The sequence below is a fragment of the Streptomyces albus subsp. albus genome, from assembly GCF_000719865.1.
Taxonomy (GTDB): domain Bacteria; phylum Actinomycetota; class Actinomycetes; order Streptomycetales; family Streptomycetaceae; genus Streptomyces; species Streptomyces albus_E.
In genome coordinates, this window is sequence record NZ_JOID01000008.1 from 474,351 (window position 1) to 487,618 (window position 13,268).

Genomic DNA, 13,268 nt, shown 5'->3' on the forward strand with positions numbered 1-13,268 from the left:
CGAGGAGACGGCACCGTGACGCATCTCAGCCCGGCCACCACCGAGACGGCCGAACCCGACACCGCGGGCCCGGAGACCGGCCCCGGCGGAGCCGCCCCCGCCCCGAAGGCCCGGAGCGGCTGGCGCTCCCTGCTGCCGAGGTGGTCCCCCAAGCTCGGCGTCGGCCTCGGCCTGGTCCTCGCCATCGCCCTCTTCGGGCTGATCGGCCCGCTGCTCGTGGGCGACCCCGACACCGTCCGCAACTCCGGGATGGCCCCGCCGGGCGACGGCTTCCTGCTCGGCACCACCCAGACCGGCCAGGACGTCTTCGCCCAACTCGCTCACGCCACCCGGGGATCGCTCCAGATCGGGCTGCTGGTCGGCATCATGGCGACCCTGCTCTCCGCCTTCTTCGGGATCATCGGCGGCTACCTCGGCGGCGCGGTGGACGAGACCTTCTCGCTGATCTCCAACGTCATGCTCGTCATCCCCGGCCTGCCGCTGGTCATCGTCATCGCCGGCTTCGTCCCGGCGGCGCAGCGCGGCTGGTGGACCATCGCGGTCGTCCTGGCGATCACCGGCTGGGCCGCCTCCTCCAGAGTGCTGCGCGCCCAGACGCTCTCGCTGCGCAACCGCGACTACGTCGCCGCGGCGCGGGTGGCGGGGGAGAAGCCCTGGCGGGTGGTCTCCGTGGAGATCCTGCCGAATCTGCTGCCGCTGCTGGCCTCGCAGTTCGTCTTCGCGGTGATCCTGGCCATCCTCAGCGAGGCCGGCCTGTCCTTCCTGGGCCTCGGCGCCTCCAACTCCCCAACGCTCGGCACGATGCTCTACTACGCGCAGAACGGCTTCGCGCTGCAGCGGGAGGCCTGGTGGTGGTTCGTACCGCCGGGCCTGATCATCGCGGCCTTCGGCTGCGGCCTCGCGCTGATCAACTTCAGCATCGACGAGATCATCAACCCCAAGCTGCGCGCCCTCCCGCGGAAGACGGTGAAGAGGGCCGGCGCGGTGCGGAGCACGCGGCCGGCCCCGCCGTCCGGGACCCGTGCCGCCGCGGACGCCGGGCGCGACGCGGGCCGCGAGGGCGACGCGGGCCGCGAGGGCGGCGCGAGCCGCGAGGGCGGCGTGGGCGACGAGGACGACGGCCGGCGGGACCCCGTCCTCACCGTCCGGAACCTCAGCGTGGTCTACGACGCCGAGCCCCCGGTCCACGCCGTCAAGGACGTCTCGCTGACCCTGGGGCGCGGCGAGATTCTGGGCCTCGCCGGCGAGTCCGGCTGCGGCAAGACCACCCTTGCCTACGCGGTGAACCGGCTCCATCTGCCGCCCGCCGAGGTCACCTCGGGCTCGGTGGTCTTCCACGACCCCGAGGGCGGCGACATCGACGTCCTGGCCCTGGAACGGGAGGAGTTGCGCGCCTTCCGCTGGTCGAAGCTGTCGATGGTGTTCCAGGGCGCGATGAACGCCCTCAACCCCGTCATCTCCGTCCACGCCCAGCTCGACGACGTCCTCACCACGCACCGCCCGGAGACGACGAGGGGCGGGCGCCGTGAACGGTGCGCCGAGGTGCTGCGCCTCGTCGGCGTCGACCCGCGCCGGCTGGACTCGTATCCGCACGAACTCTCCGGCGGCATGCGGCAGCGGGTCATGATCGCCATGGCGCTGCTGCTGGACCCGCAAGTGATGATCATGGATGAGCCCACCACGGCGCTCGATGTGGTCGTCCAGCGCGGCATCCTCCGGGAGATCCTGCGGTTCCGCGACGAGCTCGGCTTCGCAGTCGTCTTCATCACCCACGACCTGCCGCTGCTGCTGGAGTTGAGCGACCGCATCGCCGTGATGCGGGAGGGCGAGGTCGTCGAATACGCGACCGCCGAGGAGATCAAGGACCACCCGCGGCACCCGTACACCCGTGAGCTCCTCGACTCCTTCCCGAGCCTCACCGGCGAGCGCGGGTCGTTCATCCGCACCGGGGAGTCCAGCGCCCGCGAGCGGTCCGGCGCGGCGGAGGTCCCCGCCCCGGCCGGCGGGGCACGTGCCGGTGAGACACGACAGTCCACAGAGCGGCAGCACCCGAACGAGAAGAGGGCCCCCCGATGACCACGCTGGAGGTACGCGACCTGGTCAAGGACTTCTCCATCCGCTCCGGCCTGCGCCATTCCCGGCTGCGCGCGGTGGACAACGTCTCCTTCACCCTCGTGCCGGGCCGCACCGTCGCGCTCGTCGGGGAGTCCGGCTCGGGCAAGTCCACCGTGGCCCGCATGATCGCCCGGCTGGAGAAGCCGACCGCCGGCACGATCACGGCCGAGGGCCCGGACGGCAGGCGGGTGGACGACCGTGCGTACCGCCACCACGTCCAGATGGTCTTCCAGGACCCGTTCGCCTCGCTCAACCCCTTCCACACCATCGAGCACCACCTCGTCCGCCCGCTGAAGCTGCACGGCCGGGCCGCGGGGAAGGACGAACTCCGGCAGCAGGCCGAACAGTTGCTGGAGCGGGTCAATCTGACGCCGGGGGCCTCCGTCGCCCGGCGCCGTCCGCACGAGCTCTCCGGCGGGCAGCGGCAGCGGGTGGCCATCGCCCGCGCGCTGGCGCCCGGCGCCCAGGTCGTCATCGCCGACGAACCCGTCTCCATGCTGGACGTCTCCATCCGGCTCGGCGTGCTCAACCTGCTCGCCCGGCTGCAGCGCGAGGACCGGCTGGCCGTCCTCTACATCACCCACGACCTCGCCACCGCCCGCCACTTCTCCGACGAGATCCTGGTGATGTACCGGGGCCGGGTCGTGGAACGCGGCGCGGCGGACGACGTCATCCTCCGCTCCCGGCACCCCTACACCCGGCTGCTGGCCTCGGCCGCCCCCGACCCGGAGTCGGGACGCGGCCGCGCCGAACTGCTCGCCGGGACGGGCGCGGAACCGGCCGGCACCGGGACCGCCGGGGCCGGAAGCCCGCCGCCCGCCGACTCCGGCTGCAGCTTCCGCGACCGCTGCCCGCAGGCGATGGACATCTGCTCCCGCCCGGTGGCCGACCACACGGTCGGCGAGGGCCACCTCGCCAAGTGCTGGCTGTACGCGGACGAGGTGAAGGGGACGATGGCCGCCGAGGCCCCGGAAGGGTCCGGACCCGCGGCCGGCACCGGCGTCCCGGGACAGCGCGGCTAGCCGTACGTCCGCCGCGCGGTGGAGCGGCCTCCTCCCACCGGCCGGGAAGACCGGCCACAAGGCGGACCCGCTCTCCCGCCCCCTCTCCGTAGCGTCGGGCTCCATGAACGAACGGCGAGGAGCGAGGGAGCCGATGCGCGACGCGGCGGTGACGGGAGCGGACCGGGACGGCCGGGCGGAGGACGGGGACGGCGCGCCGCCGGACGAGGCCGTCCGCGTGCGGGGCCTGCGCAAGTCCTACGGCACGGTCGAGGCGGTGCGCGGCCTCGATCTCACGGTGCGGCGCGGTGAGGTGTTCGCACTCCTCGGCCCGAACGGGGCCGGCAAGACCACCACGGTGGAGATCCTGGAGGGCCACCGGCACCGCGGCGGCGGCGAGGTGTCCGTCCTCGGCACCGACCCGGCGCGTGCGACGGCGGCCTGGCGGGCGCGGGTCGGCCTGGTGCTGCAGACCTCGCGGATGCCGCCCGAACTGACCGTGCGGGAGCTGGTCACCCGGCAGGCCGGTTTCTACCCGGCGCCGCGCGGCGTCGACGAGACGATCGAGCTCATCGGGCTGTCCGGCCAACGCGACCGCCGGGCGGGGCGGCTCTCCGGTGGGCAGCAGCGCCGGCTGGACGTGGCGCTGGCGCTGGTCGGCGACCCCGAGCTCGTCTTCCTCGACGAGCCCACCACGGGCTTCGACCCGGCGGCGCGCCGCCAGGCCTGGTCCATGATCGAGACGGTGCGGGAACTCGGCAAGACCGTCCTCCTGACCACCCATTACCTGGACGAGGCCGAGGCCCTGGCCGACCGTCTCGCGGTCGTCGCCGACGGCCGGGTCGTGGCGCTGGGGACCCCGGCCACGCTTGGCGGCCGGGAGACGATGCCCTGCGAGATCCGCTTCCGCCGCCCGGAGGGAATGCCCCCGGCCCTGCTGGCCGGCGCCGCCCCGGCGGCGGCCGGCGAGACGGTGACCCTGCGCACCCCGGACCCGGCCGGCCGGCTCGGTCCGCTCCTGGACTGGGCCCGTGACAACGGCACCGGCCTGCCGGGCCTGGAGATACGCCGGCCGACGCTCGAAGACGTGTACCTGGCCGTCACCGAGGCCGCCCGCGCCCACCGTACGGAGGAGACCCGATGAGCAACCGCACCGCCGCGCTGCTGCTGCGCGAGACCGGCTGCGCGGCCCGGATCGCCGTGCGCGACCCGCAGACCACGTTCCTGGCCGTCGTCCTGCCGCTGCTGTACCTGCTCGTCATCGCCTCGATCTTCGACGGGGAGGAGGTCCATGCCCCGGACCGGTCGTGGCTGCTCGACGTGTCCACCATCATGACCGCCTCCGTGGTGGTCATCGGAGTCGTCTCCGCGACGTTCCAGAACCTGACGATGACCCTCGTCGAGGACCGCGAGTACGGCGTGCTCAAGCGGCTGCGCTCCACACCGGTGCCCGCCCCGGTCTTCCTGGCGGGGCACGTGGTGACGGCCACCGTGCTGTCGCTGCTTCTCGCCGCGCTCGTCACCGCCCTGGGCGTGCTCGTCTTCGGCGTGCCGTTCCCGGGGACGCGCATCGTGGCCGGCGCCGTGACCGTGCTGGCCGGAGCGCTCGCCTGCGCCGTCGTGGCCTTCCCCTTCAGCGTTCTGGTCAGAAGGGCCTCCGCGTCACTCCCCATGGCGTTCGGAGCCGGGCTGGCGATGTTCTTCCTCTCCGGCAACTTCTTCCCCGGCAAGGACCTGCCCGCCGCGATGGAGCGGGTGGCGGATCTCCTGCCGGTCCGGCACTTCTTCCTCGCCATGCTCACCGTGTTCGACCCGCACACCACCGGCGCCGGATTCGAGTGGGGGCACCTGGCCGTGCTCGGGATCTGGGCGGTGGCGGGCGCGGTCCTCGGGAGCGTGTTCTTCCGCTGGACACCCACGGGAGACGAGTGAACCGGCGTCTCACCGGGGCGGTGTGACGCCCGCCCGGACGGCCAGCACCGCCAGCCGGACCCGGCCCTCGGCACCCGTCTTGGCCATCAGGCTGGAGACATGGGTCTTGACGGTGGTCACCCCGAGGTGCAGCCGCTCGGCGATCTCGCCGTTCGACAGCCCCGCGCCCAGCAGGGAGAGCACCTCGCGCTCGCGCTCCGTGAGACCGGCGGGCAATGACCCGGATGCGCCGGACCGCCGCTCGCCCTCCCCGCTCCTCGCCTCCACGGCCCGGCCGACGAGGCGGCGCAGCACGGAGGTGCTGAACGGGTCGTCCCCTCGCGTGGCGCGCCGGATGCCGTCCAGCAGTTCGGCCGGTGCGGCGTCCTTGACGAGGAAGCCGCACGCGCCCGCGGCGAGCGCCGGGTAGAGGTGGTCGTCGTCGTCGAAGGTGGTCAGCGCGACGACCCGGGTGGCCGGGCGGGCGGCCAGGATCCGGCCGGTCGCGGTGATGCCGTCGACGAGGGGCATGCGCAGATCCATGAGGACCACGTCGGGCGCCAGCTCCCCGGCGAGCCGGACCGCCTCGCGCCCGTTCTCGGCCTCGCCGGCGACCCGCACATCGGGGGCGGCCTCGCAGAGCATCCGCAGCCCGGCGCGGACCAGCCGCTGGTCGTCCACGAGCAGCACGCGGATCACGGGCGGACCCCCGCCTCGCGCCGGTCCCCGTCCCGCGCCCCGCCCGGACGGGCGGGGTCCCCGGGGAGCGCCGGGCCGGCCGCACTGCCCGGGCCGGCCGGGTCCCCGCGGTCGGCCGGGTCGCCGGGGTCGGCCGGGTCGCCGGGAGCGGCTGCATCGGCCGGATCGGCCGGGAGTTCGGCGGTGAGGTGCCAGCCGTCGCCGGCCGGTCCCGCTCGCAGCGATCCGCCGAGCAGCCGGACCCGCTCCCGCATCCCGACCAGCCCGAGACCCGTCCCGGACGGTGCGGGCACGCTCCGTCCGTCACCGCCCGCCGGCCCGTCGTCCCGGAGGTCCAGGCGGACGGCGCCCGCCCCGGTCATCCGCACCGACACCACGGCGCGGGCCGAGGGACCGGCGTGCCGGGCGACGTTGGCCAGGCCCTCCTGCACCAGCCGCAGCACGGCGAGGCCGCGCACCGCGTCGAGGCCGCCGATCTCCGGATCCGCCGACTCCTCGACGTCCAGCCCGGACCGCCGGCTGTGTTCGACCACCGTGCGCAGGGCTGCGGGCAGCCCGCCGGGGACCGGGGGCAGGGCCTCCCCGCCGTCCCCGGGCAGCTGCCCCGGGTCGCGGAGGACGGCCACCAGGCGGCGGAGGTCGGCCAGGGCGGCCGTACCGGTGGTGTGCAGGTCGTCGAGGACGCCGGTCACCCGCTCGTCCGTGACCGGCAGCGTGTGCCGGGCCACCCCCACCCGCAGCACCATGGAGGAGACGTGGTGGGCCACCAGGTCGTGCAGTTCCCGGGCGATCGCGGCGCGTTCGGCCACCCGTGCGGCGCGGACCCGCAGCTCCCGGCTGTGCCGCTCCTCCTCCGCGTGCTTGCGGGCATGCCAGGCGGCCTGGCGGGCGGCGCGGACCGAACCGCCCAGCAGCAGCGGGCCGAGGACGGTCACCGCCACCCGGTAGAGCAGCGGGGGCAGCTCCGCGGGCATCCCTTCGGCCGTGTGGACGACATACACGGCGGTCAGGGCGGCACCACCGATCAGCGCCCGCGGCCACGGCCGCCGGACCGCCAGCTCCAGCAGGGCGAAACCGGCGAGGTACTTCACCACGGCCGCCGGCCCGTGGGCGAAGCTTCCGCCGTACGCGTCCGCGGCGAGCAGCAGGGCCGCCTGGCCGAGCGCGGTGCCCAGCGGCCGGACGGCGCCGAACATCCCGATCGCCACCGTGGCGAGCGCGAAGCCCCAGTCGGCCGCCGACGGCCCGGGGCCGCTCCGCAGCAGCAGGAGATATCCGGTGGTGACCAGGAGCAGGATGACGAGGCGCGGTATCACGTGTGGCTTGTCAAGGACGCGATCGGGCCATGAGGGCGACACGCCCCGATCCTCGCACACACGTGCCGTACTCCAGGGGGCCCCGATGACGTCCGCCGCCGCCGTCGTGGGCCGGCTTCCCCCGCGTTGGCGCCGCCACCCACCCGTCCGCCCGGTCGCGGGGCGGGCGGGCGGTCCCGTGACCCGGGAGTCCCGGTACCCGTCGTGCCCGCCGCGGTCCCGTCGACTCCGTCCCGTCGAACGGGGACCCGCCGCGGAACCGCGGACCGCCGAGGCCGATGACCGCCGCGACGAGAAGTGCCGCGACGAGAGCGGCGGCCGCACCTGACCTGCCGGGCGGTGGTGCCGAGGCACTCTCACACGCGCACCGCGCGCAGCAGCACCAGCCGCTCCGGGAACAGCACAGGCGCCTGCAGCCCCGCCGTCGCGAGCACCCGCCCGGGCAGTTCGACGCCCTCAGGGGTCCACCACGGCAGCCCGGCGCCCCACCGGTGCGCGTTGCCGTCGGGTACGTCGCCGGGGGGCTGCGGGCGCACCCGGTAGACGGTGTCCGGGTCCAGGCCGGGCAGCCGCACCGCGCCCGTCGGGTAGTTCGCCGAGGTGGCGGTGGCCACCAGGGCGTAGAGCGCCTCGGAGCCGTCCCCGGCGACCACGCCGTGCAGCTCGTGGGCGGGATCCGGGTGGTCGGCGTGCACGGCGGTGCCCGAGTGCAGCAGCGGGCGCAGCTCCTTGTAGAGCGCGACCCACTCGGCCAGCCGTGCGACCTCCGCCGGTTCGGCCCGCGTCAGGTCCCACTCGATGCCGAAGTGGCCGAAGAGGGCGGTTCCGGCGCGGAAGTCCACGGGGTGGCGGCGGTCGGTGGTGTGGGCGGTGCCGGAGCCGACATGGGTGCCCATCAGCTCCAGCGGGATCAGGGTGTTGGTCCAGCGCTGGATCCGCTGCCGCTCCAGGGCGTCGATGCAGTCGGACACCCACACCCGGTCGGTGCGCTCCAGGATGGCGAGGTCGACGCGGGCGCCGCCGGAGGAGCAGGACTCGATCTCCACGCCCGGGTGGCGGCGGCGCAGCTCGTCGAGGAGCCGGTAGACGGCGAGGGTCTGGCCGTGCACTCCGGCGCGCCCGGTGGGGCGGTGGCCGGCCTCCACCAGATCGCGGTTGTGGTCCCACTTGAGGTAGCCGATGGGGTAGGTGGTCAGCAGCTCGTCCAGTCGCCGGAAGATGTACGCGTACGCCTCCGGCCGGGCCAGGTCGAGCACCTGCTGGGAGCGGGCGGCGCCGGGGAGCCGGCCGTCACCGGCCGCCATGATCCAGTCGGGGTGGGCGCGGGCCAGGTCCGAGTCCTCGTTGATCATCTCCGGCTCCACCCAGAGCCCGAACTCCATCCCCAGGCCGGTCACATGGTCCGTCAGCGGGCCCAGTCCGTCCGGCCAGACCTCGTCGGAGACGTACCAGTCGCCGAGGCCCCGCCGGTCGTCGCGGCGGGAGCCGAACCAGCCGTCGTCGAGGACGAAGCGCTCGGCGCCCACCGCGGCCGCCGCGTCAGCCAGTTCACGCAGCCGGGCCAGGTCGTGGTCGAAGTAAACGGCCTCCCAGGTGTTCACCACCACGGGGCGCGGGGAGGAGGGGTGGTGCGCGCGGGCGCGCAGGTGGCGGTGGAAGCGGGCCGACAGCTCGTCCAGACCGGTGCCGTGGGAGCCGTACTGCCACGGACTGGTGTACGACTCCCCGGGCGCGAGCACCACCTCGCCGGGGAGCAGCAGTTCACCGGAGCCGAGCAGCGACACGGCGTGGAAGGTGCGCTCCGCGAAGGTGCGGTGGTTGCCGGACCAGGCAGTGTGCACGCCCCAGACCTCACCCGAGCGGTTGCCGAAGCCGGCGCTTCCGGCGACCAGCAGATACGCGGCGTCGTATCCGGTGCGGCCGGTGCGGTTCTCGCGCATCCGCAGGCCCTGGGTGAAGGCGGTGCGCTGCGGGCCGCGCTCGCGCAGATGACGGCCGGTGAAGTCGAGCAGCTCGGTCGCCTCGGCGGGTACGGGCAGCGTGAGGTTGACGGCGTCGACGGTGTAGGGGGTGGAGCCGTGGTTGGTCACGGCGGCGCGCTGGCGCACCAGCCCCGAGGGGGTGAGCTCGATGGTGAGTTCGAGACCCAGCCCGGCGGTGCCGTCGGCCGCCCGCACGGTGAGCCGGCCGCCGCCGTCGGCGCCCAACCCGCTCTCCCCGGGCGCCGGTTCGGTGTGCGTGACGCGGAAGGCGGGGGAGAAGTCCGTGCCGTCGCGGTGGCCGGAGAGCCCCGGGGTACCCAGCCAGCCGGCCGACTGCTCGGGCAGCACCGCGACCTCCACCGGCCCGTCGACGGAGAAGCCGATGGGCTGGCAGCGGCGGGCGAGCCGCAGTGCGTCGAGCTGTGCGCTGTCCAGTCCGCCGAGGTCGGGTCCCCAGTGCAGCACCCGGGGGAGGGTGCCGCCGGAGAGGTCGAGGACGAGGCTCACCCCGGCCGCGCGCAGGTGCGCGAGACCGGAGGCCGGCGGTCCGGACGGTTCAGGCGCTCCGGGCGGTCCGGGGGGTGGGAACGGTGCGGCGGTCATCTGCATCCTTGCCTGTCGGTCGCCTGCCTGCGCGTCTGCGCGTCTGCCTGGCTGTCTGCCGGTTGCCGGGGGAACGGCCACCACGCTGTTGACTTACTTAATTCAGTGTCGTAAGAATCCACCACGACCCCGGCCCGCACAAGAGGACGCACCAGCCGCATCCCCTCGTCCCCGCGGGCGCCCGCCGCCCGCCGCGCGGACCCGACCCTGGAGTGATCGAGGATGATCCGTCAGACCCTGCACGAGGGATGGCAGTTGACGGCCGCCGCGGGTCCGGTGCCCGCGGACGTGGCCGGCCGGAGCGTCCCCGCCCGGGTGCCCGGCAGCGCCCACCTCGATCTGCTGGCCGCCGGCCTGATCAACGACCCCTACCTCGACCGCACGGAAGAGGAACTGGTCTGGGCGCACCGCACCGACTGGCGCTACACGACCACCTTCGACGCGGAGGCGGCGCGCCCCGGCGAGCGCGTCGACCTCGCCTTCGACGGGCTCGACACCGTCGCCGCCGTCGAGCTGAACGGCCGGCTGCTGGGCCGCACCGCCAACATGCACCGCTCCTACCGCTTCGACGTCCGCGAGGACCTCCGCGAGGGTGCCAACGAGCTGGTGGTCACCTTCCGCTCCGCCCTTGAGCATGCCGAGGAGATCGAACAGCGGCTCGGCCGGCGCGACCACGTCTATCCGCACCCCTTCAACATGGTCCGCAAGATGGCCTGCAGCTTCGGCTGGGACTGGGGACCGGACCTGCAGACGGCCGGCATCTGGAAGCCCGTCCGCCTGGAGCGCTGGACCACGGCCCGCATCCACCGGCTGCGGCCGCTCGTCACCGTCGGCCCGGACGGCACCGGCCGCGTCGAACTCCACGCGGACATCGAGCACGCCGACCCGGCCGCCCCGCGCGAGCTGCGGCTGACCGCCACCGTCGCCGGCCGGGAGGGCGGCGTCACCGTCCCCGCCGGGGAGACCTCCGCGGTGCTCACCCTGGACGTCCCCGGCGTCCGCCTGTGGTGGCCCGCCGGCTACGGCGACCAGCCGCTGTACGAGCTGGGCGCCGAGCTCCGCGCGGGCGGCGGCGGCCCGGCCCTCGACGCGGCCTCCCGCCGCGTCGGCTTCCGCACCGTCACCGTCGACACCGCGCCCGACGAGACGGGCACCCCCTTCACCATCACGGTCAACGGCACCCCCGTCTTCGCCAAGGGCGCCAACTGGATCCCGGACGACCATTTCCTCACCCGCGTCACCCGCGTCACCCGCGAGCGCGTCACCCGCCGCGTCGAGCAGGCCCTCGGCGCGCACATGAACCTGCTGCGGGTCTGGGGCGGCGGCATCTACGAGACCGAGGACTTCTACGACGTCTGCGACGAGCGCGGCGTCCTCGTCTGGCAGGACTTCCCGTTCGCCTGCGCCTCCTACCCCGAGGAGGAGCCGCTGTGGAGCGAGGTCGAGGCCGAGGCCCGGGAGAACGTCGCCCGGCTCTCCTCGCACGCCTCGCTCGCCCTCTGGAACGGCGCCAACGAGAACATGTGGGGCTACCGCGACTGGGGCTGGCCGGAGCAGCTCCGGGGCCGCACCTGGGGCCTGCGCTACTACACCGAGCTGCTGCCGTCGGTCGTCGCCGAGCTCGACCCGACCCGCTTCTACTCCGCCAACAGCCCGTACAACCCCGGCATCCCGCTCGACGAGCTCCACCCCAACGACGAGAACCACGGCACCCGGCACGAGTGGCGGGTGTGGAACGAGCGCGACTACACCGCCTACCGCGACCACATCCCGCGCTTCTGCTCCGAGTTCGGCTTCCAGGGGCCGCCCACCTGGGCCACCCTCACCGGCTGGGTGCACGACGAGCCCCTGACGCCCGCCTCCCCGTCCTTCCTGCTCCACCAGAAGGCCGAGGACGGCAACGGCAAGCTCGACCGCGGCTTCGCCCCGCACCTCCCCCCGCCCGCGACGTTCGCGGACTGGCACTGGACGACCCAGCTCAACCAGGCCCGCGCCGTCGCCTTCGGCGTCGAACACTTCCGCTCCTGGTGGCCGCGCACCGCCGGCAGTGTCGTCTGGCAGCTCAACGACTGCTGGCCGGTCACCTCCTGGGCGGCCGTCGACGGCGACGGGCGCCCCAAGCCGCTCTGGTACGCGCTGAAGCACGCCTACGCGCCCCGGCTGCTCACCCTCCAGCCGCGCGACGGCGCGACCGTGCTGATCGCGGTGAACGACACGGCCGGACCCTGGACGGGCACCGTGCGGGCGGAGCGGCAGGCGTTCGACGGCACCGTGCTGGGCACGGCTAGGATCGAACTGGACGTGAAGCCCCGGTCGGCCGCCCCGTACGCCCTCCCCGAGTCCCTGCTCACGCCCGCCGATCCCGCTCAGGAGGTGCTCGTGCTGACGTGTGACGACGCGCGCGCCGTCCACCTCTTCCGGGAGGACGTCGAACTGGCCTACGACCCCGCGCCGTTGACGGCGAAGGCGGTCGCCGTGCCCGGCGGCTACCGCGTCGACGTCACCGCGACCTCCTTCGCGCGCGACGTGGCCGTGCTGGCCGACCGGCTCGCGCCCGACGCCGAGGTGGACGACATGCTGGTGGCGATCCCCGCGGGCGAGACGCACTCCTTCACCGTGCGCACCGCCGCCCGGCTCGACCCGGAGCGGCTGACCGGGCCGCTGGTGCTGCGCAGCGCCAACGCCCTCCACGCTCCGGCGGTGTCTTCCTGAGTGGCCGGAGCACAGCACGGGCCGGCAGGGCGTGAGCCGGCGGGACACGAGCCGGCGGGAACGGGCGCGATCGGGCTGGTGCTCGCCCGCCCCGCCCGGCTGCTCGGCGTCGAGCCCTTCTTCATGGAGTTCATCGCCGGCATCGAGGAGAGCCTGGCGGAACGCGGCATGTCCGTGCTCCTCCACGTCGTCCCCGAGCAGGACGCCGAGCTGGCCGCCTACCGGCGGTGGGCCGAGCGGGGCCTCGTGGAGGCCGTCGCGGTCGTCAACCTCACCGCCGGCGACCGGCGGCCCGCCGCCCTGCGGGAACTCGGCCTGCCCGCCGTGCTCGTCGGCACCTGGGAGGAGGACCCGGCCGCCCCGGCCGTCCGCACCGACGACGCCGGGGCCGTACGGGAGGCGCTGGCGCGGCTGCTGGAGCTGGGCCACCGGCGCATCGCGCGGGTGAGCGGCCCGGCGGAGCTGCTGCACACCCGGGTGCGGACCGCCGCCCTGGAGGACGGCTGCCGCGCGGCGGGCCTGGAGCGCCCCGTGATCGTCGAGGGCGACTACTCCGCCGAGGCGGGGGAGCGGCTGACCGCGCGGCTGCTGGGCGCGGCCGAACCGCCCACCGCGATCCTCTACGACAACGACGTGATGGCGGTGGCCGGGCTGGCCACCGCCAAGGAGCTCGGCTTCGCCGTGCCGGAGCGGCTCTCCCTGATCGCCTGGGACGACTCCACCCTGTGCCGGCTGGCCTCCCCGCCGCTCACCACCATGAGCCTGGACGTCCACCAGTACGGCGTGCTGGTCGCCCGGTCCGTGCTCGAACTCGTGGACGGGCGCCCGGTGGCGGAGCGCTCGCTGCCCACCGCCCGCTACGTGCCGCGCGGCAGCACCGCACCCCGCGCGGCGGCCGGCGAGGCGGGCGCGGCCGGCGCCTGAACCGT

At 74.6% G+C, this 13,268-nt stretch carries 9 protein-coding genes; 6 read left to right on the forward strand and 3 right to left on the reverse strand.

Translation table 11 applies throughout. The features are described 5' to 3' along the window. Positions 1 to 15 precede the first annotated feature (15 nt). The 4 genes from IF83_RS34695 (at position 16) to IF83_RS0110925 (ending at position 5,048) form a co-directional block, all read left to right on the forward strand. Positions 16 to 2,076 (forward strand): dipeptide/oligopeptide/nickel ABC transporter permease/ATP-binding protein, encoded by a 2,061-nt coding sequence (locus IF83_RS34695; RefSeq protein WP_078843355.1) that lies wholly within the window; start codon positions 16 to 18, stop codon positions 2,074 to 2,076. Beyond that, a complete protein-coding gene (locus IF83_RS30130; protein WP_051722638.1) occupies positions 2,073 to 3,137 on the forward strand; it encodes an ABC transporter ATP-binding protein in 1,065 nt (354 codons plus the stop codon). The genes IF83_RS34695 and IF83_RS30130 overlap by 4 nt, the downstream gene beginning before the upstream one ends. A 103-nt stretch (positions 3,138 to 3,240) precedes the next feature. After that, positions 3,241 to 4,260, forward strand: a complete 1,020-nt coding sequence (locus IF83_RS0110920; protein WP_244176967.1) for an ABC transporter ATP-binding protein — start codon at positions 3,241 to 3,243, stop codon at positions 4,258 to 4,260. Beyond that, entirely contained in the window at positions 4,257 to 5,048 is a 792-nt protein-coding gene (locus tag IF83_RS0110925; protein ID WP_030543897.1) for an ABC transporter permease, read from the forward strand. Before IF83_RS0110920 ends, IF83_RS0110925 begins: the two co-directional genes overlap by 4 nt. A 9-nt stretch (positions 5,049 to 5,057) precedes the next feature. On the opposite strand, the gene IF83_RS0110930 is transcribed toward IF83_RS0110925, so the two are convergent. The 3 genes from IF83_RS0110930 to IF83_RS0110940 all read right to left on the reverse strand — a co-directional run bounded on the left by IF83_RS0110930 (position 5,058) and on the right by IF83_RS0110940 (position 9,627). After that, positions 5,058 to 5,726, reverse strand: coding sequence for a response regulator (locus IF83_RS0110930; protein ID WP_030543898.1), 669 nt, complete (start codon positions 5,724 to 5,726; stop codon positions 5,058 to 5,060). Further along, positions 5,723 to 7,042: a sensor histidine kinase gene (locus IF83_RS0110935; protein WP_208605862.1), complete on the reverse strand. Its 1,320-nt coding sequence runs from the start codon at positions 7,040 to 7,042 to the stop codon at positions 5,723 to 5,725. Before IF83_RS0110935 ends, IF83_RS0110930 begins: the two co-directional genes overlap by 4 nt. Positions 7,043 to 7,398: 356 nt before the next feature. Beyond that, entirely contained in the window at positions 7,399 to 9,627 is a 2,229-nt protein-coding gene (locus IF83_RS0110940; RefSeq protein WP_051722639.1) for an alpha-galactosidase, read from the reverse strand. Between the two features lie 222 nt (positions 9,628 to 9,849). On the opposite strand from IF83_RS0110940, the gene IF83_RS0110945 reads away from it, so the two are divergent. Together IF83_RS0110945 and IF83_RS0110950 are read left to right on the forward strand one after the other, a co-directional pair. Continuing rightward, on the forward strand, positions 9,850 to 12,339 hold the full coding sequence (locus tag IF83_RS0110945; protein WP_030543901.1) for a glycoside hydrolase family 2 protein: 2,490 nt from the start codon (positions 9,850 to 9,852) through the stop codon (positions 12,337 to 12,339). Next, a complete protein-coding gene (locus IF83_RS0110950; protein WP_051722640.1) occupies positions 12,340 to 13,263 on the forward strand; it encodes a LacI family DNA-binding transcriptional regulator in 924 nt (307 codons plus the stop codon). Positions 13,264 to 13,268 lie beyond the last annotated feature (5 nt).

Bases quoted from the DNA above. Each gene is read 5' to 3' on its own strand.
- IF83_RS30130 (WP_051722638.1), top strand. From the start codon at position 2,073: ATGACCACGCTGGAGGTACGCGACCTGGTCAAGGACTTCTCCATCCGC.
- IF83_RS0110920 (WP_244176967.1), top strand. From the start codon at position 3,241: ATGAACGAACGGCGAGGAGCGAGGGAGCCGATGCGCGACGCGGCGGTG.
- IF83_RS0110925 (WP_030543897.1), top strand. From the start codon at position 4,257: ATGAGCAACCGCACCGCCGCGCTGCTGCTGCGCGAGACCGGCTGCGCG.
- IF83_RS0110940 (WP_051722639.1), bottom strand. From the start codon at position 9,627: ATGACCGCCGCACCGTTCCCACCCCCCGGACCGCCCGGAGCGCCTGAA.
- IF83_RS0110945 (WP_030543901.1), top strand. From the start codon at position 9,850: ATGATCCGTCAGACCCTGCACGAGGGATGGCAGTTGACGGCCGCCGCG.